14 protein-coding genes and 8 tRNA genes are annotated in these 17,684 nt (G+C 41.0%); 15 read left to right on the top strand and 7 right to left on the bottom strand.

The window, feature by feature from the left end:
- Positions 1–2 precede the first annotated feature (2 nt).
- On the top strand, positions 3–470 hold the full coding sequence (locus FTU16_RS00860) for a hypothetical protein (protein ID WP_180004987.1): 468 nt from the start codon (positions 3–5) through the stop codon (positions 468–470).
- A 66-nt stretch (positions 471–536) separates the two neighbouring features.
- On the opposite strand, the gene dapE is transcribed toward FTU16_RS00860, so the two are convergent.
- The 3 genes from dapE to FTU16_RS00845 all read right to left on the bottom strand — a co-directional run bounded on the left by dapE (position 537) and on the right by FTU16_RS00845 (position 2,968).
- Positions 537–1,670 (bottom strand): succinyl-diaminopimelate desuccinylase, encoded by a 1,134-nt coding sequence (gene dapE / locus FTU16_RS00855; protein WP_180162494.1) that lies wholly within the window; start codon positions 1,668–1,670, stop codon positions 537–539.
- A gap of 121 nt (positions 1,671–1,791) precedes the next feature.
- Positions 1,792–1,941, bottom strand: a complete 150-nt coding sequence (locus FTU16_RS00850; protein WP_180004989.1) for an entericidin A/B family lipoprotein — start codon at positions 1,939–1,941, stop codon at positions 1,792–1,794.
- A 163-nt stretch (positions 1,942–2,104) separates the two neighbouring features.
- Complete coding sequence (locus FTU16_RS00845) at positions 2,105–2,968, bottom strand: DUF1853 family protein (protein ID WP_180162493.1); 864 nt, start codon at positions 2,966–2,968, stop codon at positions 2,105–2,107.
- Between the two features lie 88 nt (positions 2,969–3,056).
- Between FTU16_RS00845 and FTU16_RS00840 the strand changes: the two genes are divergently transcribed.
- The 11 genes from FTU16_RS00840 (at position 3,057) to FTU16_RS00790 (ending at position 5,881) form a co-directional block, all read left to right on the top strand.
- Positions 3,057–3,491 carry a YbaN family protein gene (locus FTU16_RS00840; protein WP_180039707.1) on the top strand — a complete coding sequence of 145 codons (435 nt, stop codon included), beginning with the start codon at positions 3,057–3,059 and terminating at the stop codon, positions 3,489–3,491.
- Entirely contained in the window at positions 3,484–3,978 is a 495-nt protein-coding gene (gene elsL, locus FTU16_RS00835; protein ID WP_078192250.1) for a cell wall-recycling L,D-carboxypeptidase ElsL, read from the top strand. The genes FTU16_RS00840 and elsL overlap by 8 nt, the downstream gene beginning before the upstream one ends.
- Positions 3,979–4,428: 450 nt before the next feature.
- A tRNA-Val gene (locus FTU16_RS00830) sits at positions 4,429–4,504 on the top strand.
- Between the two features lie 29 nt (positions 4,505–4,533).
- Positions 4,534–4,610 (top strand) — tRNA-Asp (locus tag FTU16_RS00825).
- A gap of 47 nt (positions 4,611–4,657) precedes the next feature.
- Positions 4,658–4,734: transfer RNA gene (locus tag FTU16_RS00820), tRNA-Asp, on the top strand.
- Between the two features lie 21 nt (positions 4,735–4,755).
- Positions 4,756–4,831 (top strand) — tRNA-Val (locus FTU16_RS00815).
- A 13-nt stretch (positions 4,832–4,844) separates the two neighbouring features.
- Positions 4,845–4,921 (top strand) — tRNA-Asp (locus tag FTU16_RS00810).
- A 31-nt stretch (positions 4,922–4,952) separates the two neighbouring features.
- Positions 4,953–5,028, top strand: a tRNA-Val gene (locus FTU16_RS00805).
- Positions 5,029–5,071: 43 nt separating this feature from the next.
- A tRNA-Asp gene (locus FTU16_RS00800) sits at positions 5,072–5,148 on the top strand.
- Between the two features lie 98 nt (positions 5,149–5,246).
- Positions 5,247–5,322 (top strand) — tRNA-Val (locus tag FTU16_RS00795).
- A gap of 97 nt (positions 5,323–5,419) precedes the next feature.
- Positions 5,420–5,881, top strand: coding sequence for a DUF2750 domain-containing protein (locus tag FTU16_RS00790; protein WP_078191441.1), 462 nt, complete (start codon positions 5,420–5,422; stop codon positions 5,879–5,881).
- A 55-nt stretch (positions 5,882–5,936) separates the two neighbouring features.
- Here the strand turns inward: FTU16_RS00790 and FTU16_RS00785 are convergent, their stop codons facing one another.
- The 4 genes from FTU16_RS00785 to yccS form a co-directional block, all read right to left on the bottom strand.
- Positions 5,937–6,707 carry a YdcF family protein gene (locus FTU16_RS00785; RefSeq protein WP_180162492.1) on the bottom strand — a complete coding sequence of 257 codons (771 nt, stop codon included), beginning with the start codon at positions 6,705–6,707 and terminating at the stop codon, positions 5,937–5,939.
- Between the two features lie 104 nt (positions 6,708–6,811).
- The gene (locus tag FTU16_RS00780) at positions 6,812–9,514 is read right to left on the bottom strand and encodes a sulfite reductase flavoprotein subunit alpha (protein ID WP_180162491.1); all 2,703 of its coding nucleotides are present in this window, start codon (positions 9,512–9,514) and stop codon (positions 6,812–6,814) included.
- Between the two features lie 188 nt (positions 9,515–9,702).
- Positions 9,703–10,263, bottom strand: a complete 561-nt coding sequence (locus tag FTU16_RS00775) for a YcxB family protein (RefSeq protein WP_078191438.1) — start codon at positions 10,261–10,263, stop codon at positions 9,703–9,705.
- Between the two features lie 85 nt (positions 10,264–10,348).
- A complete protein-coding gene (gene yccS / locus FTU16_RS00770) occupies positions 10,349–12,517 on the bottom strand; it encodes a YccS family putative transporter (RefSeq protein WP_180162490.1) in 2,169 nt (722 codons plus the stop codon).
- A 135-nt stretch (positions 12,518–12,652) separates the two neighbouring features.
- Between yccS and FTU16_RS00765 the strand changes: the two genes are divergently transcribed.
- The 3 genes from FTU16_RS00765 (at position 12,653) to gltS (ending at position 17,649) form a co-directional block, all read left to right on the top strand.
- The gene (locus tag FTU16_RS00765) at positions 12,653–13,855 is read left to right on the top strand and encodes a multidrug effflux MFS transporter (RefSeq protein ID WP_180162489.1); all 1,203 of its coding nucleotides are present in this window, start codon (positions 12,653–12,655) and stop codon (positions 13,853–13,855) included.
- A 636-nt stretch (positions 13,856–14,491) separates the two neighbouring features.
- A complete protein-coding gene (locus FTU16_RS00760; RefSeq protein WP_180162488.1) occupies positions 14,492–15,775 on the top strand; it encodes a DcaP family trimeric outer membrane transporter in 1,284 nt (427 codons plus the stop codon).
- A gap of 632 nt (positions 15,776–16,407) precedes the next feature.
- Positions 16,408–17,649: a sodium/glutamate symporter gene (gene gltS, locus FTU16_RS00755; RefSeq protein WP_180162487.1), complete on the top strand. Its 1,242-nt coding sequence runs from the start codon at positions 16,408–16,410 to the stop codon at positions 17,647–17,649.
- Positions 17,650–17,684: the final 35 nt, after the last annotated feature.

Raw genomic sequence — 17,684 nt, 5'->3', positions numbered from 1 at the left:
CTATGAGCCAAAATACTGTTTCTCAGGTTGTCAGCGATAAAATTGATCAGCAGGAACTGCAACATCTCATTACGGTTTCTACCGGTTTTATCGATGCTTATATCATTGATTGTCATGGTAAAGAGCCAATGTTGTTACCACAAAATATTGTTCTTTCAGCGCTCGATAGTGCAACCAATGTTCCTTTTGTTGAATGGCATGAATTGAAATTGCCTGTTTTCTCAGTCAATGATCCTGCAAAAAATCAGGGTGTGGCTTTGGTCATTGAAGGGGATGATGTTGGACAGCGTTTTGCACTGATGTGTAATGAGATGCCGAAAACCATTCGTTTGCGTATTTCTGAAGTGGTTGATGAAGAAAAAGCCGTGAAAGACGCCAATATTTTCCAATATGTACGCATGGCCGATCAGGTATTTCATATTCCAAATTTAGCCAATATTCAAAACAGCATTGGGCTTCAAGCGGCTTAATATTTGCAAAAACGAGATATAAAAAAGGAACTCAATGGAGTTCCTTTTTTATATTGCAGAGAATACTTAAGCCAACAGGTTTTCTAAAATCTTTTCGTAAATTTCAGAAAGTGACTCCAACTCTTCCACATTGACGTGTTCATTGATTTGGTGAATCGTGGCATTCAAAACACCCAATTCAAGCACCTGTGCACCTGTAGGCGCAATGAATCGACCATCAGAAGTACCACCACTGGTCGAAAGTTCAGTTTCTGTCCCTGTAACATCACGAATGGCATCACGTGCGGCATTCACTAACTCACCGACAGGGGTGAGGAATGGAAGACCAGATAAGGTCCAAGAGATGTCATATTCAACGCCATGACGATCTAGAATTTCCAAGGTGCGTGCTTTGAGTTCGTCCGCCGTCACTTCTGTTGAATAGCGGAAGTTAAAGAGTAAATTCATCGTGCCCGGAACAACGTTGGTTGCGCCTGTACCGGCATTGATATTGGAAATTTGAAAAGATGTTGCGGGGAAGTATTCGTTGCCATTATCCCACACGGTATCGCAAAGTTCAGCCAGTGCCTTTGATGCTGTATGGATTGGATTGACCGCTAGATGTGGGTAAGCAACGTGCCCTTGTTTACCCTTAACCGTTAAATTCGCATTTAGCGAACCACGACGACCATTTTTAACAATATCGCCAAGTGTGTTGGTGCTAGATGGTTCACCCACCAAACACCAAGTCATTTTTTCATTACGCGCTTCTAAAGTTTCAACAACTTTGACAGTCCCGTTGATCGAAGGACCCTCTTCGTCAGAGGTAATAAGAAATGCAATCGAACCTTTATGATTTGGATGCTTTGCAACAAAACGTTCTGAAGCAACAACCATAGCTGCCAACGCGGTTTTCATATCTGCGCTGCCACGACCATACAGTTTACCGTCGCGAATTTCAGGAAGAAATGGGTCAGAACCCCATGCATCCAAGTTACCCGTAGGTACTACATCCGTATGACCTGCAAAGCAAAATACTGGTGCTTCAGTCCCTTTACGTGCCCAAAGATTATCTACATCATCAAAACGCATATTTTCAATGTTAAAGCCAATTTTGGCTAAACGATCCGCCATAATGTTCTGGCAGGTATGGTCAATCGGTGTCACCGACGGTTGGCGAAGTAGTTCTAGGCTGAGATCAAGAGTTGCTGTTGAGGTCATGCTAAATACAGAAGTCAAAAATGTCGCAATATAATAGGCGAATCAACAAGCGAAGGGAAATTTAGACGTAAAAAACCCTATTAAAAAAATAGGGCTCTTTTATAAAATCTTGGGAAATAAATTAATTGCGGCGAATTTCTTCTGAAGTTTTCTCTGCAGTATTGGTTACCGCATCTCCAGCTTTAGATACGTCTTGACCCATACCCTTTACTGTATTACAACCTGTCAGTATAAAAGCGACCATAAGTGATGCAGCTAGAATTTTTTTCATTGACTGTATTCTCCATTATGAAAGAATAATTTTTAGAGGAATAAATTATTCTGATGTGAGATTTAGATTAAAAAATGGCCGTATTAAACAGTAGGTGGTTTTTATGGTGATTAAGTAAATTAATGTAATTTCTACTAAACTACAAATTTCGTCTTCCGTTATTTTAAGTGATTTGCGGTAAAACCAAGCGTGGTTGTCTATACATATAATAGCTTTCCTCACTGTCTTTTTTATATAAACCATCTGTCCACCAATGTGCGGTTTTACTTGTCGGTTGCTGCTTCACGCAAATCCATTCATGTCGTTGTAGGCGATAATAGCCTTGACTCGTAGATGGAATGACATGTCCCCATTGACCTATTCTACGTGCAGGATTGACCCAGTGGGGCAATGTGCTGGTACGCTGAATAGGTAAATATAATTGACCCTTTAAAACGCAATAGCGTTGTTGAATCTGCTGCCCAAGTGCTTCATCAAATTGGAATTGTTTTTGGGTGAAATGATTGAGCTTTCGAGCCAAAGTATCACTACGATTTAAGCCATACCAATAGGGTAATTGAAAATCACGCTCGGCTAGATAATATTTTAAAGCAACTTCCCAATGTTCAACTTCACCACTTTCGGTATTTTTTAAAACAAAATCGAGTTCACCTACTGTACGAGGGCCGTCAATTTTTTGAATGCTATGTCCGAGTAACTGGTATGGATGGTATGGGTGATCGAGAAGCCAAAACCACATAAACATTTCGAAACGTAAACCAAGACGAGTACTTTTTAATTTTTGTAAAAATTCTACTAATGTACTTGGGTGTTGTTCGAGTTGTTTTAAACGGGGTAGGTAGGCTTCAAAATGTTTTTGCCAAAGCTCGCTTGGATGAAAATGAAAGGGATAGCGGATTTCGAGTTCATAGGGAATTTGCTGCAGAATATTTGGGCTGGCAATACAGAAAGCCAATTGGCGAACTAAGGGCTGTTTAAATTGCAACCATGGCTCAAAATAAGACGACGTTGTCGGGGTTGCAGCCATATTGAAACCTTTCGAATAATGCAGAATAACAACGGATAATTGTTAAAAACATCTTATACTACCTGAATTGAAAGTTCAGGGTAGCGGTATGAAGACGTTGTTTTGGCGAAGCTTAGTGGTTGTCTTTGTCATTTTAGGCTTTATAGGGGCTTTATTGCCGGGAATGCCCACGACAGTCTTCTTAATATTAGCAGCATGGGCAGCTTCAAAAGGCTGGCCACAAATGGATGCTTGGTTATTGAATCATCCTAAATACGGCCCAACCCTACGCGCTTGGCGCGAAAATGGCACCGTCCCCCGCAAAGCAAAATGGTTTGCATCGATCATGATGTTTGTGAGTGGTCTGATTATGCTTTTTACTTCTGCACCGATTGCCGTCAAGATTTTCACGGACTTAACCATGTTGATCGTTGGTATTTGGTTATGGACACGACCTGAGCCAAATCAGATGCGGACTATTGAACAATCGCCGCAGACTAAACAAGAAGATAAAGATAAGCAGAAAGAGCAAGAGCATGTCTGAATATACCCAAGATCAAGCCGATATCCTGATTAACTTGAAAGATCAAACTTTAACTTTGCCGAAGCTGAATAAGTTTTACCTGATTTCATCGGGTAAAAATGGCATTGGTGAGCAGGAAAATAGTGGTAAGACCCCACGAGGCTGGCATCAAGTCGCTGAAAAGTTTGGTGGACAACAACCTCAAAATGCAGTTTTTAAAGCACGTCAGTGGACCGGAGAGGTTTACGATGAGCAACTTGCCGCATCACATCCTGATCGGGATTGGATATTATCTCGAATATTATGGCTCAGTGGTTTGGAACCGGGCTTTAATGCAGGTGAGGGCTGTGATACTTATCAACGCTATATTTATATCCATGGCACACCAGATCGCGAGCCTATGGGCATACCGATGTCACATGGTTGTATTCGCATGCGAAACAGCGATGTTGTAGAACTTTATCAATTGATTCCATTAAATGCGCTGGTTTACATCACTGAACATTGAACACGTCGTTATAAGCATAAGCCATGAAAACCGAAGTTCATGGCATCAAAACAAAGATTTGAAAAATTAAAGTGAGTTTGAAAGGCGTTTTTTTGTCAGAAGTAATGCTCGCAAACTAACAGAAAATCGTGTTTGAATGTATTTTGTACACTAGGTTGTTTTAGAATGCCGTGAGTGTGGTGAATTAATCGTCGGTTCGCTGAATGATTAGTTATGAGTCCATCTGAAAAACTGTTTTTTATGTGAATGATGCAGAATATAAGTCCTATTTTTAGTAATAAATTTACAGGTTTATAGCTAAAAAATGTTCAAAAATACTGATTTTTCCGCAATATAACTTATTTTTTAATCACTCAAACAGAAAAAGTGGAAAAGAGTTAGAAAAGCGTTTGACAGACCGTGAGGATTCTCTATAATGCACCTCATCAAACGATGAACATGTTTTGAAAAGGGCGCTTAGCTCAGTTGGTAGAGCGTCTGCCTTACAAGCAGAATGTCGGCGGTTCGATCCCGTCAGCGCCCACCAAGCCTTTTCAGCGTTAAGATATTTAGAGTGCAGCGGTAGTTCAGTTGGTTAGAATACCGGCCTGTCACGCCGGGGGTCGCGGGTTCGAGTCCCGTCCGCTGCGCCACTTTAAATCTTAATTCGTTTGAACCACAATAGCGACATTGTGTAAGTGCAGCGGTAGTTCAGTTGGTTAGAATACCGGCCTGTCACGCCGGGGGTCGCGGGTTCGAGTCCCGTCCGCTGCGCCATTTACATGATAGACCTTTTGAGGGCGCTTAGCTCAGTTGGTAGAGCGTCTGCCTTACAAGCAGAATGTCGGCGGTTCGATCCCGTCAGCGCCCACCATATTTTTTGCGATGCAGCGGTAGTTCAGTTGGTTAGAATACCGGCCTGTCACGCCGGGGGTCGCGGGTTCGAGTCCCGTCCGCTGCGCCATTTCAAAGAATATAATTGTTGTACCCTTTAAGGGCGCTTAGCTCAGTTGGTAGAGCGTCTGCCTTACAAGCAGAATGTCGGCGGTTCGATCCCGTCAGCGCCCACCATATCTTTAAGATATAGGTTGTGTTTCGAAAGAAACTACGTGATGCAGCGGTAGTTCAGTTGGTTAGAATACCGGCCTGTCACGCCGGGGGTCGCGGGTTCGAGTCCCGTCCGCTGCGCCATTTATCTTAAAAATCTCTGTTCAAGAGAATGCCTTTAGAAAAATCTTCGATTTTTCTCTTGCGCTCAGACAAAGCTTCGCTTTGTTGCTCTTCGCTCAGGGCGCTTAGCTCAGTTGGTAGAGCGTCTGCCTTACAAGCAGAATGTCGGCGGTTCGATCCCGTCAGCGCCCACCATATTCTTCTATAGAAACTTCTTTCTCCAAAAGCTTGCCTAAATTTTCTGATTTACATAGAATCCGCTCTATAATAATTTTAATATTGTATGTGATCTATGAGAAATCCATATCAGCGCAAGGCAGCGTCTAAAACTCAAACTACAAATTACAATCCTCAAGAAACCTATAAACAATTTATTGAAAATATGGTCGCTCAAGGTGGCGTGATTGCGTTATATCAAGATGGTTGGGCACTTTGTGCGACACCTACTGGTCAACGTTCCTTTGCCATTTGGCAAAACCGAGGTTTGGCACGTTTATTAATTAAAGACAATTGGTCCAATTATGAAATTCAGGAAATTTCATTAAAAGACTTTATCGAAAAAGTCATTCCGTTTTTACGTAGCGAGAGTACTACGGTGTCTTTAGATTTGACCCCGGAAGGGCAAAATATTTTGGTTGCACCTGAAAAGATGCTGTTAGATATTAAAAATTATTTATATCAAGTCTATCAGCAGCGCCCAGAAATCTTTGAAAACCTTAAAATTCCTTTGCCACGTAGCATTCGTTTAAATTAATGGTTTATTTACAGCATAAAAAAGCCCTTGTTCACTAATCGAACAAGGGCTTTTTTTAATATTCGTTGAGTACAAAACCGCTCAAAAAGGCAAAATATTCTCGTAGCCAAGAATTGTAGCGGATGTACAGCGGTGTAGGTGCTGCAATGGTATACACCCGTGTATAGCCTAACTTCTGTGCAATTGCTTTTGCACGTGGTAGATGAAAGTCACTACTGGCAATCGCAATGGGTGCATCAAGAGAAATCTGATGTCGTTTTAAAATCATTTTACTGTTGATCAGATTGAGTTCTGTGCTGGTACTTCTGCTTTCTTCATATATGCGTGCGGCTGAAATGTCATAGTGTTGAAGTAAATAGCGCTTCATGACAGAAGATTCGGTCATTTTTTCATTAAAGCCTAAACCACCCGTCATGATCATAATAGTATTGGGCTGTTTCAAGGCATACGGTGCTGCAGCATCGAGACGCGCCTTTAAGGTCGGAGAAGGTTGACCATTTTCAATACCACTGCCTAAAACGATGATGGCTTGGACAGAAGTGAAAGACTTGGATTGCTGGCTATTGAAGTGTAAATACGCAAAAAACAGCAAAAGGCTCAATAGCCAAAGCCAAAACAACCACCATGTAGCACGCCAGAGCCTTTTGAGTTTAGGGTATTGATCTAAAATATTGTGGATTTGGGTTGTAAATAGTCCGGATAAAATAAAAATACACCCAATGACTAAGGGTAAAAGGATGCCTAAATGAATTTTATCTAATGTAAGTAACCAAATGGCATCTACGCAGAGCAGCAAGCCTACACAAAGCAGTAGTATTCTTTTCATGCAAAAAATTAAAGCAGTATTCGTATTTGGCCTAAGTATAGCGTGAAAAAAACCAGACACGAGGTCTGGTTTTGAGTTGGGACTATTTATGAGTAAACATCTTATTAGTAAACATCACGACGGTAACGCCCAGCTTGACGCAGTTCAGCAACAACGTCTTCACCTAATATATCAATCAGTGCGTGGTCAACGTCCGTTGCCATACCGTTGATACTACCGCAAACGTAGATCACGGCACCTTGTTCTAACCATGATTTTAGTAAGGTCGCATGGTCACGTAGCTCATGATGCACATAGCGTTTCTCCGCTTGATCACGAGAGAAGGTGAGGTCTATGCGTTGAACTAAGCCTGTGTTTTGCCATGCTTCAATGATGTCTTGATAGAAGAAATCATGTGCGCGTTGACGCTCACCAAAAATCAGCCAGTTTTGCGTATAGTCTTGACGAACGCGTGCATGTAAAAGACTGAGTAAACCAGCAATACCTGTACCGTTACCAATACAAATCACAGGACGATTATCTGCGATTAGATGGAATGATTCGTTGGTACGAATCCGCAGTTGTAGTGTGCTATTGATCGCTGCATGTTGTGTTAACCAACCTGAGCCTAAGCCAAGTTCACCATCGGCATTGGATTGCTGACGCACCACTAAGCGTAATACTTGCTGACTTGGAATACTGGCAATGGAGTATTCACGAGTTGGAAGCGGTGGAAGCTGTTCGAGCAAGTGATCAAGGTTGGCAAATGGTTCAACATCCGTATTTAGGTTACGATCCCATAATGCATCTTCAATGCGTTGCTGAGTAGAATCAACCACTTGCTGACTTTGAATCTGATACTTTTGCATGAAGTTTGCAATACGTTCAGCACTATTACCCGGCTGAATCTCTGCAATATCACCCGCTTGCCAGTTGGCTTCATGTTGCGGTTTTAACTCAATATTAAATGCAGGTGCACCTAAACTATTCGGGTTGAGTAGATCACGTTTGCTCAATGTCCATGCATCAAAAGTTTTTTCAATTTGCATGTGCTGAAGTTCAAGTTTAGTCGCTTTGGCTAAAGCGCTATTCCATGCTTGAATGGCTTGGGTATCGCCATTATTGACTTCAATCGTGTCAAACAGGGGCTTTGCAGCATTATTTTGCATCCAACGATGAATCGCATGACCAAAGCTACAGAAAGTATCCGGATATTCTTCAGAACCTAAAGCTAATACGGCAAACTGAACATGACTCAAATTGAGGCGTTGTGTCATCAGTTTACGTTCAAAGCTTGAAGCGAGGTCAGGTGCTTCGCCAGTGCCATAAGTACTTGCAACAAATAAAACCTGAGAGGCTTGAGTTAAGTCATCTGCTGAAAGTTGCTGAACAGGTTTCACTGTTACAGGCTGATGAGCCTCTTGTAAGCTTGTTGCTGTACGCCATGCCAATTGTTCAGACTGACCTGTTTGTGATGCATAGCAAATTAACCAAGGCTGTGCATTTGGGTCGATGGTAACTGGTGCTAAGCTTTGACGGGCTTGCTGTGTCAGTTTTTTCTGTTTACGACGTTTGAGATAGAGCATCCATCCTGTGACAAAGAACAGCGGCATCATGAGGGATGCAATAACCGCAAAGAACTGATAAATCGGTCCGAAGAAACTACCACGATGCACAGGTAACATGCTGGTCATGATTTTTTCATTTAACTTTTTATCTTCGTATAACTCGATATCGGTGAGAGCAGACGTTTGGTAGTTATAAGTCGCTTTGTTGCGAGCACGCTCATGTTGAGGGACGGCATCCACAAAGTTAATTTCTAATTCACCATTGGCTTTTTTCGGAATATTAAAAGTGACACTTGAGTATTCACGACCAATATTTTGATTAAAGCGATTCCAACTTTGCGTAAGGGCAATATTCACTTGTTCTGGTTTTAGACCACGTTTTTCTCCGCGACCTTCAGCACCATGTTTATTTTCTTGAGCGCCGTGTTCAGAGGGACTCGACGTTGCAGGGTTTCTTTCAGAACGTGCTTGGTGTTCACCATGAGTTTGTTCTGCCTCAGTGGCTTGTTTTTCACCACCTTGCTTTGCACCCGCCTGTTCAGCAGGTTGTCCATTCGGTTTTGGACCTTCTTGTAACTGGGGCTGTGGACGTTCAATGCCCATGACTTTAAACATGCCATTACGCCACCAATCATAAGACCAATACAAACCTGTACATGCCAAAATGAGATAGAAAATAATCACCCATGTGCCGACGACTGCATGTAAATCCCATAGGAAATTACGTCCTTTGAGCTTTGGTTTAACTGCAAGCCATTGTTTTACAGAATGTCTTTTTGGCCAGCGCAGATATAAACCACTCAATACAAAATAAATCAGCATCAGTGTACATGCGCCGGTAATTTGTTTACCAACAGGGCCAACGGTTAAATTACGGTGTAGTTGCTGTACAAACTGGAAGAATTTTTGACCTTTGATTTCAGGTAAAACTTCGGCTGTATAGGGGTTAACCATCATGTTATAGCCACGACGAGCACCTTCTTTGACAATATTCACGGTACTTGAGGCGGTAGCATCTGAGGCAATAGAGATGCTGTTAATTTTCATGTCAGGATCAGACTGACTAAAGTGCTGATAAAGCTCAGCAGGGGTTAGTTTGGGCTGCTGTTGAGCCTGAACCACATAGCTGTCCTGATTGATTGCTTTAAGTATTTGCTGTTCATAGGAATAAATGGCACCTGTAACCCCCATGAGCGAGAGTATTAAGCCGGCACTAATCCCCAAGAACCAGTGAATCTGGAAAAGGGTTTTCTTAAACATGATGGATTTAATATTGATAAAAGGTTGCTGAATTGCGACGAATTATAAACGATGATGTAGTAGAGAATGTGGAAAAAGTAAGTAATATTCATTCTCATTATTGTAATTATCAATGATCATTTGAAAATTAAACAGATAAAAAAACCTCCAAAAAACGGAGGTTTTTTATACACAAATGTCTGTTTGGCTTAAATAGCTTTAGCAGGGCCTACAGTTTCATTTAAGTGCTTACGAATGGTTGAAAATGGAAACTTCTTACTATCCATACGTTTAGGCAAGATGTATGCACCGTCTTGACCCTTCACTTTAAAGTTTAAAAGGATGAAGTCTTTGGTGTCATACCATTCATGAATGTCTTTCCAACCGACAGTCATCGTACCCATGTTTGCGCCCATACGTTGCTGCATAGAGATCCCATGCGGCTGAACACCCATACGAATGCCTTTAATTTCTTGTACAGGGACTTCGTTCAGTTTGCGTTTCGCATACCACTCGATACCGAATTTACGCACAAGGAAGTAAATCACAACACAGACAATAGCTACCCAGCAAAATACTGTTGAATAGTTCTTAATAAAGATGAGGCCCAAGAGTGCCAGTGCAAGAATTGCACCCATAATTAGCCATGCTTTTTTGCCAATTTTGAAGTTACTGCGAGACAGAACAAGTTGAGCATAACGTTGTTCTTCTTCAGAAATTTCATAAGCCACTGGCTCTAGCGTGTAGGCATATAAATTTTTTGCGGTCATAGTGAAAGTAACAGATTTAAAACTGTAAAAAGTTTAGCATTATTTATACCAATTCAGTGAGTATATTGTTCCAAAATCATCCAAATTATAGCGAAGCCAGTTCAGTCGATGCCTGATCATGCTCATGACTTAGATTTTGTTTCAATTGGCTAAATTGGTTCAACACGTTAAACATCAAAGAAAGCTGCTGTAGCACGATCAAGGATTTTTGATCTTCCTCACTATTTTGTGACAATCGCTGACGGATTTCTTGCAACATATTTTGCGCAGATAAGTCTGGAACTTCGTCACGCAGCAATGCACCTTGAATGTCATCCGTGGCTTTATCCAGTAAATTTAAGACCTGTTGGTCTTGAATTTTTTCACGATGCGCACCTAAGGCCGCGATATAACTAATAAAGGTGTGATTGAGGCACAAAAACTCAAAGGCCAAAGCTTTTTGAGTCGGATCGGTATCGGGTTCGGTGGCTAAAGTGGAAATCAGTGATGCTACTTCTGCATCGGTATTATGAGCTGCACGTCGTACTACACGATAATTCAACCCGTTATTACGGCCAGATTTGTATTGTTCGACCACCTCGGCCAAATAATCACACTGCGCTTGAATCGAACGGCTGATGGTTCGAGGCAGGCGACGGAACTTCCAATCTGGGAAAATGAAACTCACACCAAACCATGCCAAGGCACAACCAATGAGCGTGTCAATCATACGCGGCATTGCTGCGGCAAAACCCATACCATCTAAGTTAAAGTTGATCAGCGCCAAAATGGTAATAAATGCAGTGGCTTGTGCATATTGCTTACTACGTAATTCAAAAAACAGCACGCCACTTAAAATGAGCAGTAATAACTGACCTTCGACAGAAGGGACAAAATATAAAATTGCATAACCTAAAATAATCCCGACCAAGGTGCCAATGATACGTAAATAGAGGCGGCGCTTGGTGGCGTTAAAGTTCGGCTGGCTGACAAACAGGGCAGTCAATAAAATCCAATAGCCATAACTGATATTGGTGACTTGAACAAAAATATAACCAATAAATAACACGGTCGATAAACGCACAGCATGACGGAACAGTACCGATTCAGGGCTCAAATGTTGTTTGAATCGAATGACGATGTCGTCCCAACCTTTTAAATCATCATCTTTTAAACGATTTTCAATCAGGGCTTGTTGGTCAATATAACGCTCGGTTTCGACGTTACGTAATTGCGCATCTATGCCTTTTAGGTTCTGGTACAAAGCAAATAAAGAATTGATCCAAACTTCATCGTATTTTTGCTCCTCACGCAGCTTTTCGAGTGACAGTTTTAGATTATGGAACGCATGTTTAAAACGTTGATTATGATGATATGGCTTTCGCTGTAAGATACTGATACTCAAATCTTTACAGGCTTTTCCTTGAATTGAAAGCACACGTTGAAAGCGAAATAAAATATCACTATGTTCAAAAATACGGGTCAATTTTTGATAATCAATATGCGCGGAATCGGCACGTTCATGAATGTCTTGCGCGACAAAATAATATTGCAGGCTACGACGCGTATCTTTTTGTCCACGGTCGCCTTTTAAACGCGTTAATAAGGCTGTTTTCATATCGTTGAAAATGCCAATTAATTTGCCATTTTCTAGCGATAGCTCAATCAAACTTTGCTGATAACTTTCCGGCGTCATATCGACATCGAACAAGTTAGATTTTGCAAATAAGAAGTCACCAAGGGACGAATAGCTTTGCGCCAATTTGTCCTGAACTTGACGCACTGGAAATAGTAGAAAGCTCAAAGTCGAAAGCAGTCCGTACCACATCGCACCGATGACCAATAAACCTGCTTGTGTATACCAATTTTCAAAAAGTTCGACCCCAAGCATGGAATACACGGAGATCACCAAACAGCCATAAGAAATGGTGGCGTAGCGACGACCCAATGAACCCAAAAGAATCCAACCGATACAAGACACAATTAGGCCTAATGCAAATAAAATCGGATGCGGGAATAACAGATAAATGGATACCGCAGTAATAAAGAATCCGATATAGGTATAAATTTGATTGAGCACGCGGACTGAAAAGCGGTCATCGATATCACTTAGACCCGCGGCAACCACCCCCAAGGTGAGGGGAATGGTCATCAATTGCTGATCTAAAAAATATGGGACAAAGGCTGTTCCTGCGAAGGCAATGACCATGCGCAAGTTATACATAAAGGTCGTGTTATAGGTTGCTTGTTTCAGTCGTGCGAGCCAGGCGTTCAAAATTTTTCCTTTGCTAAAGCGATGGGACAGTAAGCAATGTGTATCGTGTGAATTTTCACATTGAAGCCAAGAAATAATACTATGTGCAGTGTAAACTTGTCTGCAAAACTTGCTTGCGATAAATGAATTATTCTTATGAAAAGCGTCGAATCACAAAAGGAATTTTCTCAACGCTGGATCGTCTTGTTGGCGTTGCTGACTGCTTTAGGTCCACTTTCAATCGACATGTATTTGCCGGCTTTACCTCAAATGGCCGACGATTTTGGTGTGACAACGCAACAAGTGGCCAATAGTCTTCCAGCGTATTTCTTGGGTTTGGCGATTGGACAGTTAATTTACGGGCCGGTCAGCGACCGCATTGGGCGTAAAACACCGCTATATTTCGGTTTGGTTTTATATATTTGTGCCAGTTTTCTGTGTGTCTTTGCCAAAAGTGAATGGAGCTTGATCGCGGCTCGCGTTTTGCAAGCCTTGGGTGGCTGTGTTGGTGTGGTGATTGCCCGTGCAGCAATTCGTGATCGCTTAAGTATGCAAGCTTCTGCTCAAGCCTTTGCCAGTATGATGATCGTGACAACAATTGCACCGATCATTGCACCTACTTTAGGCGCATGGGTATTGCAGGTGTTTGAATGGCAATACATATTTGCGGTATTGGTACTTGTCGGTATTTTTTGTCTTTTCTGCGTACATTTTTTCTTTCAAGAAACCCTGCCTGTTGAGCGACGCTTAAAATTAAGTTTGAAACAAGTCTTAGGTTTATATGGTGCGATTTTACAGGACGAAACTTTCCGTAAACCGATGCTCACAGGCTGTTTTTCTGGCGCAATTTTATTTTGTTATATCAGTGGCTCATCTGCCATTTTAATGGATGGTTATGGTCTGAGCCAACAGCAATTTGCTTATGTATTTGGTGCGAATGCTTTAGGGATTATGGTGTTTTCGACCCTCAACAAGAAACTTGCAAATCGACTGGATGTTCGCCATCGTTTGCAATTGGGTAATGCACTTCAATTGTGTGGTGTGCTGATCTTATTGGCGGCGGGGCTATTTTATCTTTCATCTATCGTTGTTGTAATGTTGGGCATGTTCTTATGTGTTGCTTCAATCGGCTTCACTGGGCCAAATGCCATGGCATTGGCGATGTCTGAACAAGGCTCACGAGCTGGCACAGCCAGTGCCATTATGGGAAGTATGCAATTTGCCTGTGGTCTAATGGCTGGAGTGTTTTTGAACTTTTTAGTATGGTCTGCGCTGATTAATATGGCCCTGATTATGTTGCTGTTTGTGGTTATTGCAATGTTCACCATGCGTAGTTTAAAAGCTTCAGCCATGGGGTGAACTGAATGAGGGTGAAGACGTTTAGCTGCTTTTGTTTAAACGTCAGTCATCAATGTACGTGTATTAAGCATACGCGTCATTCATTATAAATGTTCATCATCCATAACTATGAATGATTGTGCTATTTTCCCATTGTGAGGTCAGTTTCTATTTTCTCGAAACTTATATCTAAACAATCATCCACTTGAAAATAAAAAGTGAAACAGTGGATCGCTGTTGTCCCACTCGAATGAAATAGAGCAACTGATAAATAAGTATTATTTGCATCAAACACAGTACTTTATGCTGAATCAATACATTGTGAATGTCTCTATCGGTAATATGTCGGATTTTATCATTTTTATGACATACCTATAGGGTATGGATATTTACCTTTAAGGTATGAGTAATGAGCTTTTTTGCCATCTGTATCGGCTAAGTCTGAATTTTAACTAAATATTTCAGTCTATTTTCAGTGATGGATTCAGCGTTTTTGCTTTTTGCTTTCAAGTATTTCGTTCTTGGGAGCTGCAAGTTGGGGCTTTAATGCGACTAAAGCACAGATAGGCAGCTTGAAATTTGTCCGCTCAAATAGGCGAATAACAAAGCGCCCAGAGTTAGGGCATACAACAATGACAGGACAATAGAGAGCTTAGGATGAAAACTCAAACTGTATTCCACCCAATGAAAACCCTTGTTGTTGCCATGAGTTTGGCAACGGTCTCAATGACTCATGCAGGCAGCAATACTTCTGAAATTGAACAATTACGTGCAGAAGTTGCAGAACTGAAAAGTTTAATTAAAGCGCAGCAGCAAGTTCAACAACAGCAACAAACAGAGATTCAGCAAGTTAAAGCGCGTCCTGTTGCACCACCACCGCCACCAGCTACTCCAGCTGCAAGCTTAAAATCTAAAACAGGTGCAGATGTAAGCCTTTACGGTTTTGTTCGTGGTGATGCAAACTATATTATTGAAGGTGCGGATAACGACTTCAACAACGTACATACGTCTAAAGAAGAAGCACGAGATAAACTTCGCGCAACTGCAAAAACCACACGTTTTGGTTTAGATTTTACAGCACCTGTCGGTGGTGATAATAAAGTGGGCGGTAAAATTGAAGTCGACTTTGCAGATGCAAGTGGTTCAAATGATGGACTTCGCTTACGTCACGGTTATTTAACCTTTAACAACTGGTTATTTGGTCAAACGACATCTAACTTCTTATCTAGCCATGCACCAGAAATGATTGATTTCAATACAAACTTGGGTGGTGGTACTACACGTATTCCTCAAGTTCGTTATAACTACAAATTAGCTCCAGATACTCAATTATTTGTTTCTGCGGAAGAAGGGGATAGTAAAGGGACTGTTGCTGCAGATCCGACATATCGCCTTCCAAACTTAACTGCCAAAGTGACTCAAGGTTTTGCAGCAGGTAAAGGTACAGCTTCAGCTCGTGCATTGGTTGAAAACTACAAATCTAAAGCTGCGGATGATACTGAAACAGCTTGGGGTGTAGCAGCGGGTGCATCTTATGCAGTGACTGATCAATTGAAATTGAATGGTGATGTTTCGTATACAGAAGGCAACAGCAACTATTTATATGGCTCAAATACCGCATATGTTGTTGATGCTAATGGGGATATTGAGCAGAATAAATTTACCGCAGTACAAATCGGTGCAACCTATAAGTTTAATGAAAAGTTGCGTTCAACTTTAGCTTATGGTGCATTATTTGCGGATGATGGCAGCGCGTATGCGAAAGATGCATCTAACTTAAATGCAAACGAAGAAGCACAGCAAGCTTGGATTAACTTTATTTACGCACCTGTAAAACCAGTTGAACTTGGCTTGGAATATGTGAACGGTAAACGTAAAAACTTTGCGGGTGAATCTTATAACGATAACCGCGTTGGCTTAATGGCTAAATATAGCTTCTAAGCTAAATCATCGAAAAGAATCGATCAAAAAAGCCTGACTCAGTTCAGGCTTTTTTTGTTTAAAAGGTGGATGTTTCAACGCAAATGAACCCACAGCACTAAGTAGATGGATTCACTAAATCGCCTGTGTCATGATGTTGTACTGGTTAAAGCAGTCGTTGAACCACGTCCTACATGAGCATCATGTTCAAATCTTTAATATTTTATATAGATAAAAAATGCGAATGCATTTAAATAAAAACAATTAGATATAACTTTAAATTATAGAAAAATTAACTTTTTGTAATAAAAAGTACTGAAATTTTATTTTTCAGGCTGCATAATGTGCGACTTTTCAGAAATAGTGCGAAACAGTACAGACATACACAATGTTCTGTCATTAAATTTGCTTCATTTGAGGCTGTTTCTCAGTTTAAAACTTTTAGCGATTTGTTAGTCATTTTGAGTTGATTTTTAAAGCTCAGACTTACTTATTTGAATCAGATGATGAATATTTTTCAAACTCTTTAGCTTGAGTCATTGAATTGCATTATTGATTTGAAATTACAAAATGTAGTTGTATTTCAGACCATAAAGGCAGCTAATGCTGATAGAAGAGCTTTAAAAATATTCAAATAATTTTGGACAAATTATATGGAATTTAGTTTTAATGCGTTTTATACCTTAATCGCAGCGGTAATTGTGCTTTTGTTGGGACGGTTTCTTGTTAATCGTATTGGTTTTTTAGGCCGATATAACATTCCAGAGCCTGTTGCCGGTGGTTTAGTTGCAGCGATTATTTCTTTAGTAGTGCACAGTCTTTGGGGCTATAGCATTACAACGAGTAGTGAATTACAAACGAGTTTCATGCTGATTTTCTTTGCTTCTATTGGTTTGAGTGCAAACTTTGCCAAATTGAAAGAAGGTGGAATTGGTCTTGTTATTTTTCTGGTAGCCGTTGCTTCTTTCATTGTTGTGCAGGATGTCGTTGGCATCAGTCTTGCCACTTTATTGGATATTGATCCACTGATTGGTTTGATTGCAGGTTCAATTACGTTGACAGGTGGTCATGGTACAGCTGGTGCATGGGGTGAAATTCTTGAAGTTGAACACGGTATACAAGGTGCATTAGCTTTAGGTATGGCAAGTGCGACATTTGGTTTGATTATTGGCGGTATTATCGGTGGTCCACTGGCGAAGCTATTAATCAACCGCTATCAACTTGCAACGCCCCGTAGTCATGAACAAATTGAAAAAAGTGATAACACGCCTTTAGCAGATATTAATTCAACAGAATATGTACCGTTTGAATATCCGCATCGAGTTCGTCTTATTACAGCAGATAATGCAATTACCACATTAGGTTTATTTGCAGGGTGTTTAGCATTTGCGGACTTCATGACAGGTTTTAGTAAAGGTACTGTATTTGAATTACCGACATTTGTTTGGGCACTGGCTGGCGGCGTAATTTTACGAAATGTACTGGAAGGTATTTTCCGTGTACAAATTTTCGACCGCGCTATCGATGTATTTGGTAATGCATCTCTATCTTTGTATTTGGCGATGGCATTGTTGTCATTAAAGTTATGGCAATTATCCGATCTCGCTGGCCCACTTGTAGTCATTTTGGGTGCACAAACGCTGACGATGGCTTTGTATGCTGCTTTTGTGACTTTCCGTGTCATGGGTAAAAACTATGATGCTGCGGTTTTAGCGGCGGGTCATTGTGGTTTTGGTATGGGGGCAACACCTACCGCAGTGGCAAATATGCAAGCGATTACAAATATGTATGGCCCTTCACATAAGGCATTCTTAATTGTGCCGCTATGTGGTGCATTCTTTGTTGACTTAATTAATGCGACGGTTATTCAATTAATTCTCAAATTTTTCGCTTAATTCTACAAAGGCTCTAATTTAGAGCCTTTGTTTTT

The sequence above is a fragment of the Acinetobacter sp. YH12069 genome (genome assembly GCF_013419675.1).
Lineage (GTDB): Bacteria > Pseudomonadota > Gammaproteobacteria > Pseudomonadales > Moraxellaceae > Acinetobacter > Acinetobacter amyesii.
The sequence above is the reverse complement of the archived record's forward strand: the minus strand, read 5'-3'. Positions and strand labels throughout refer to the sequence as shown.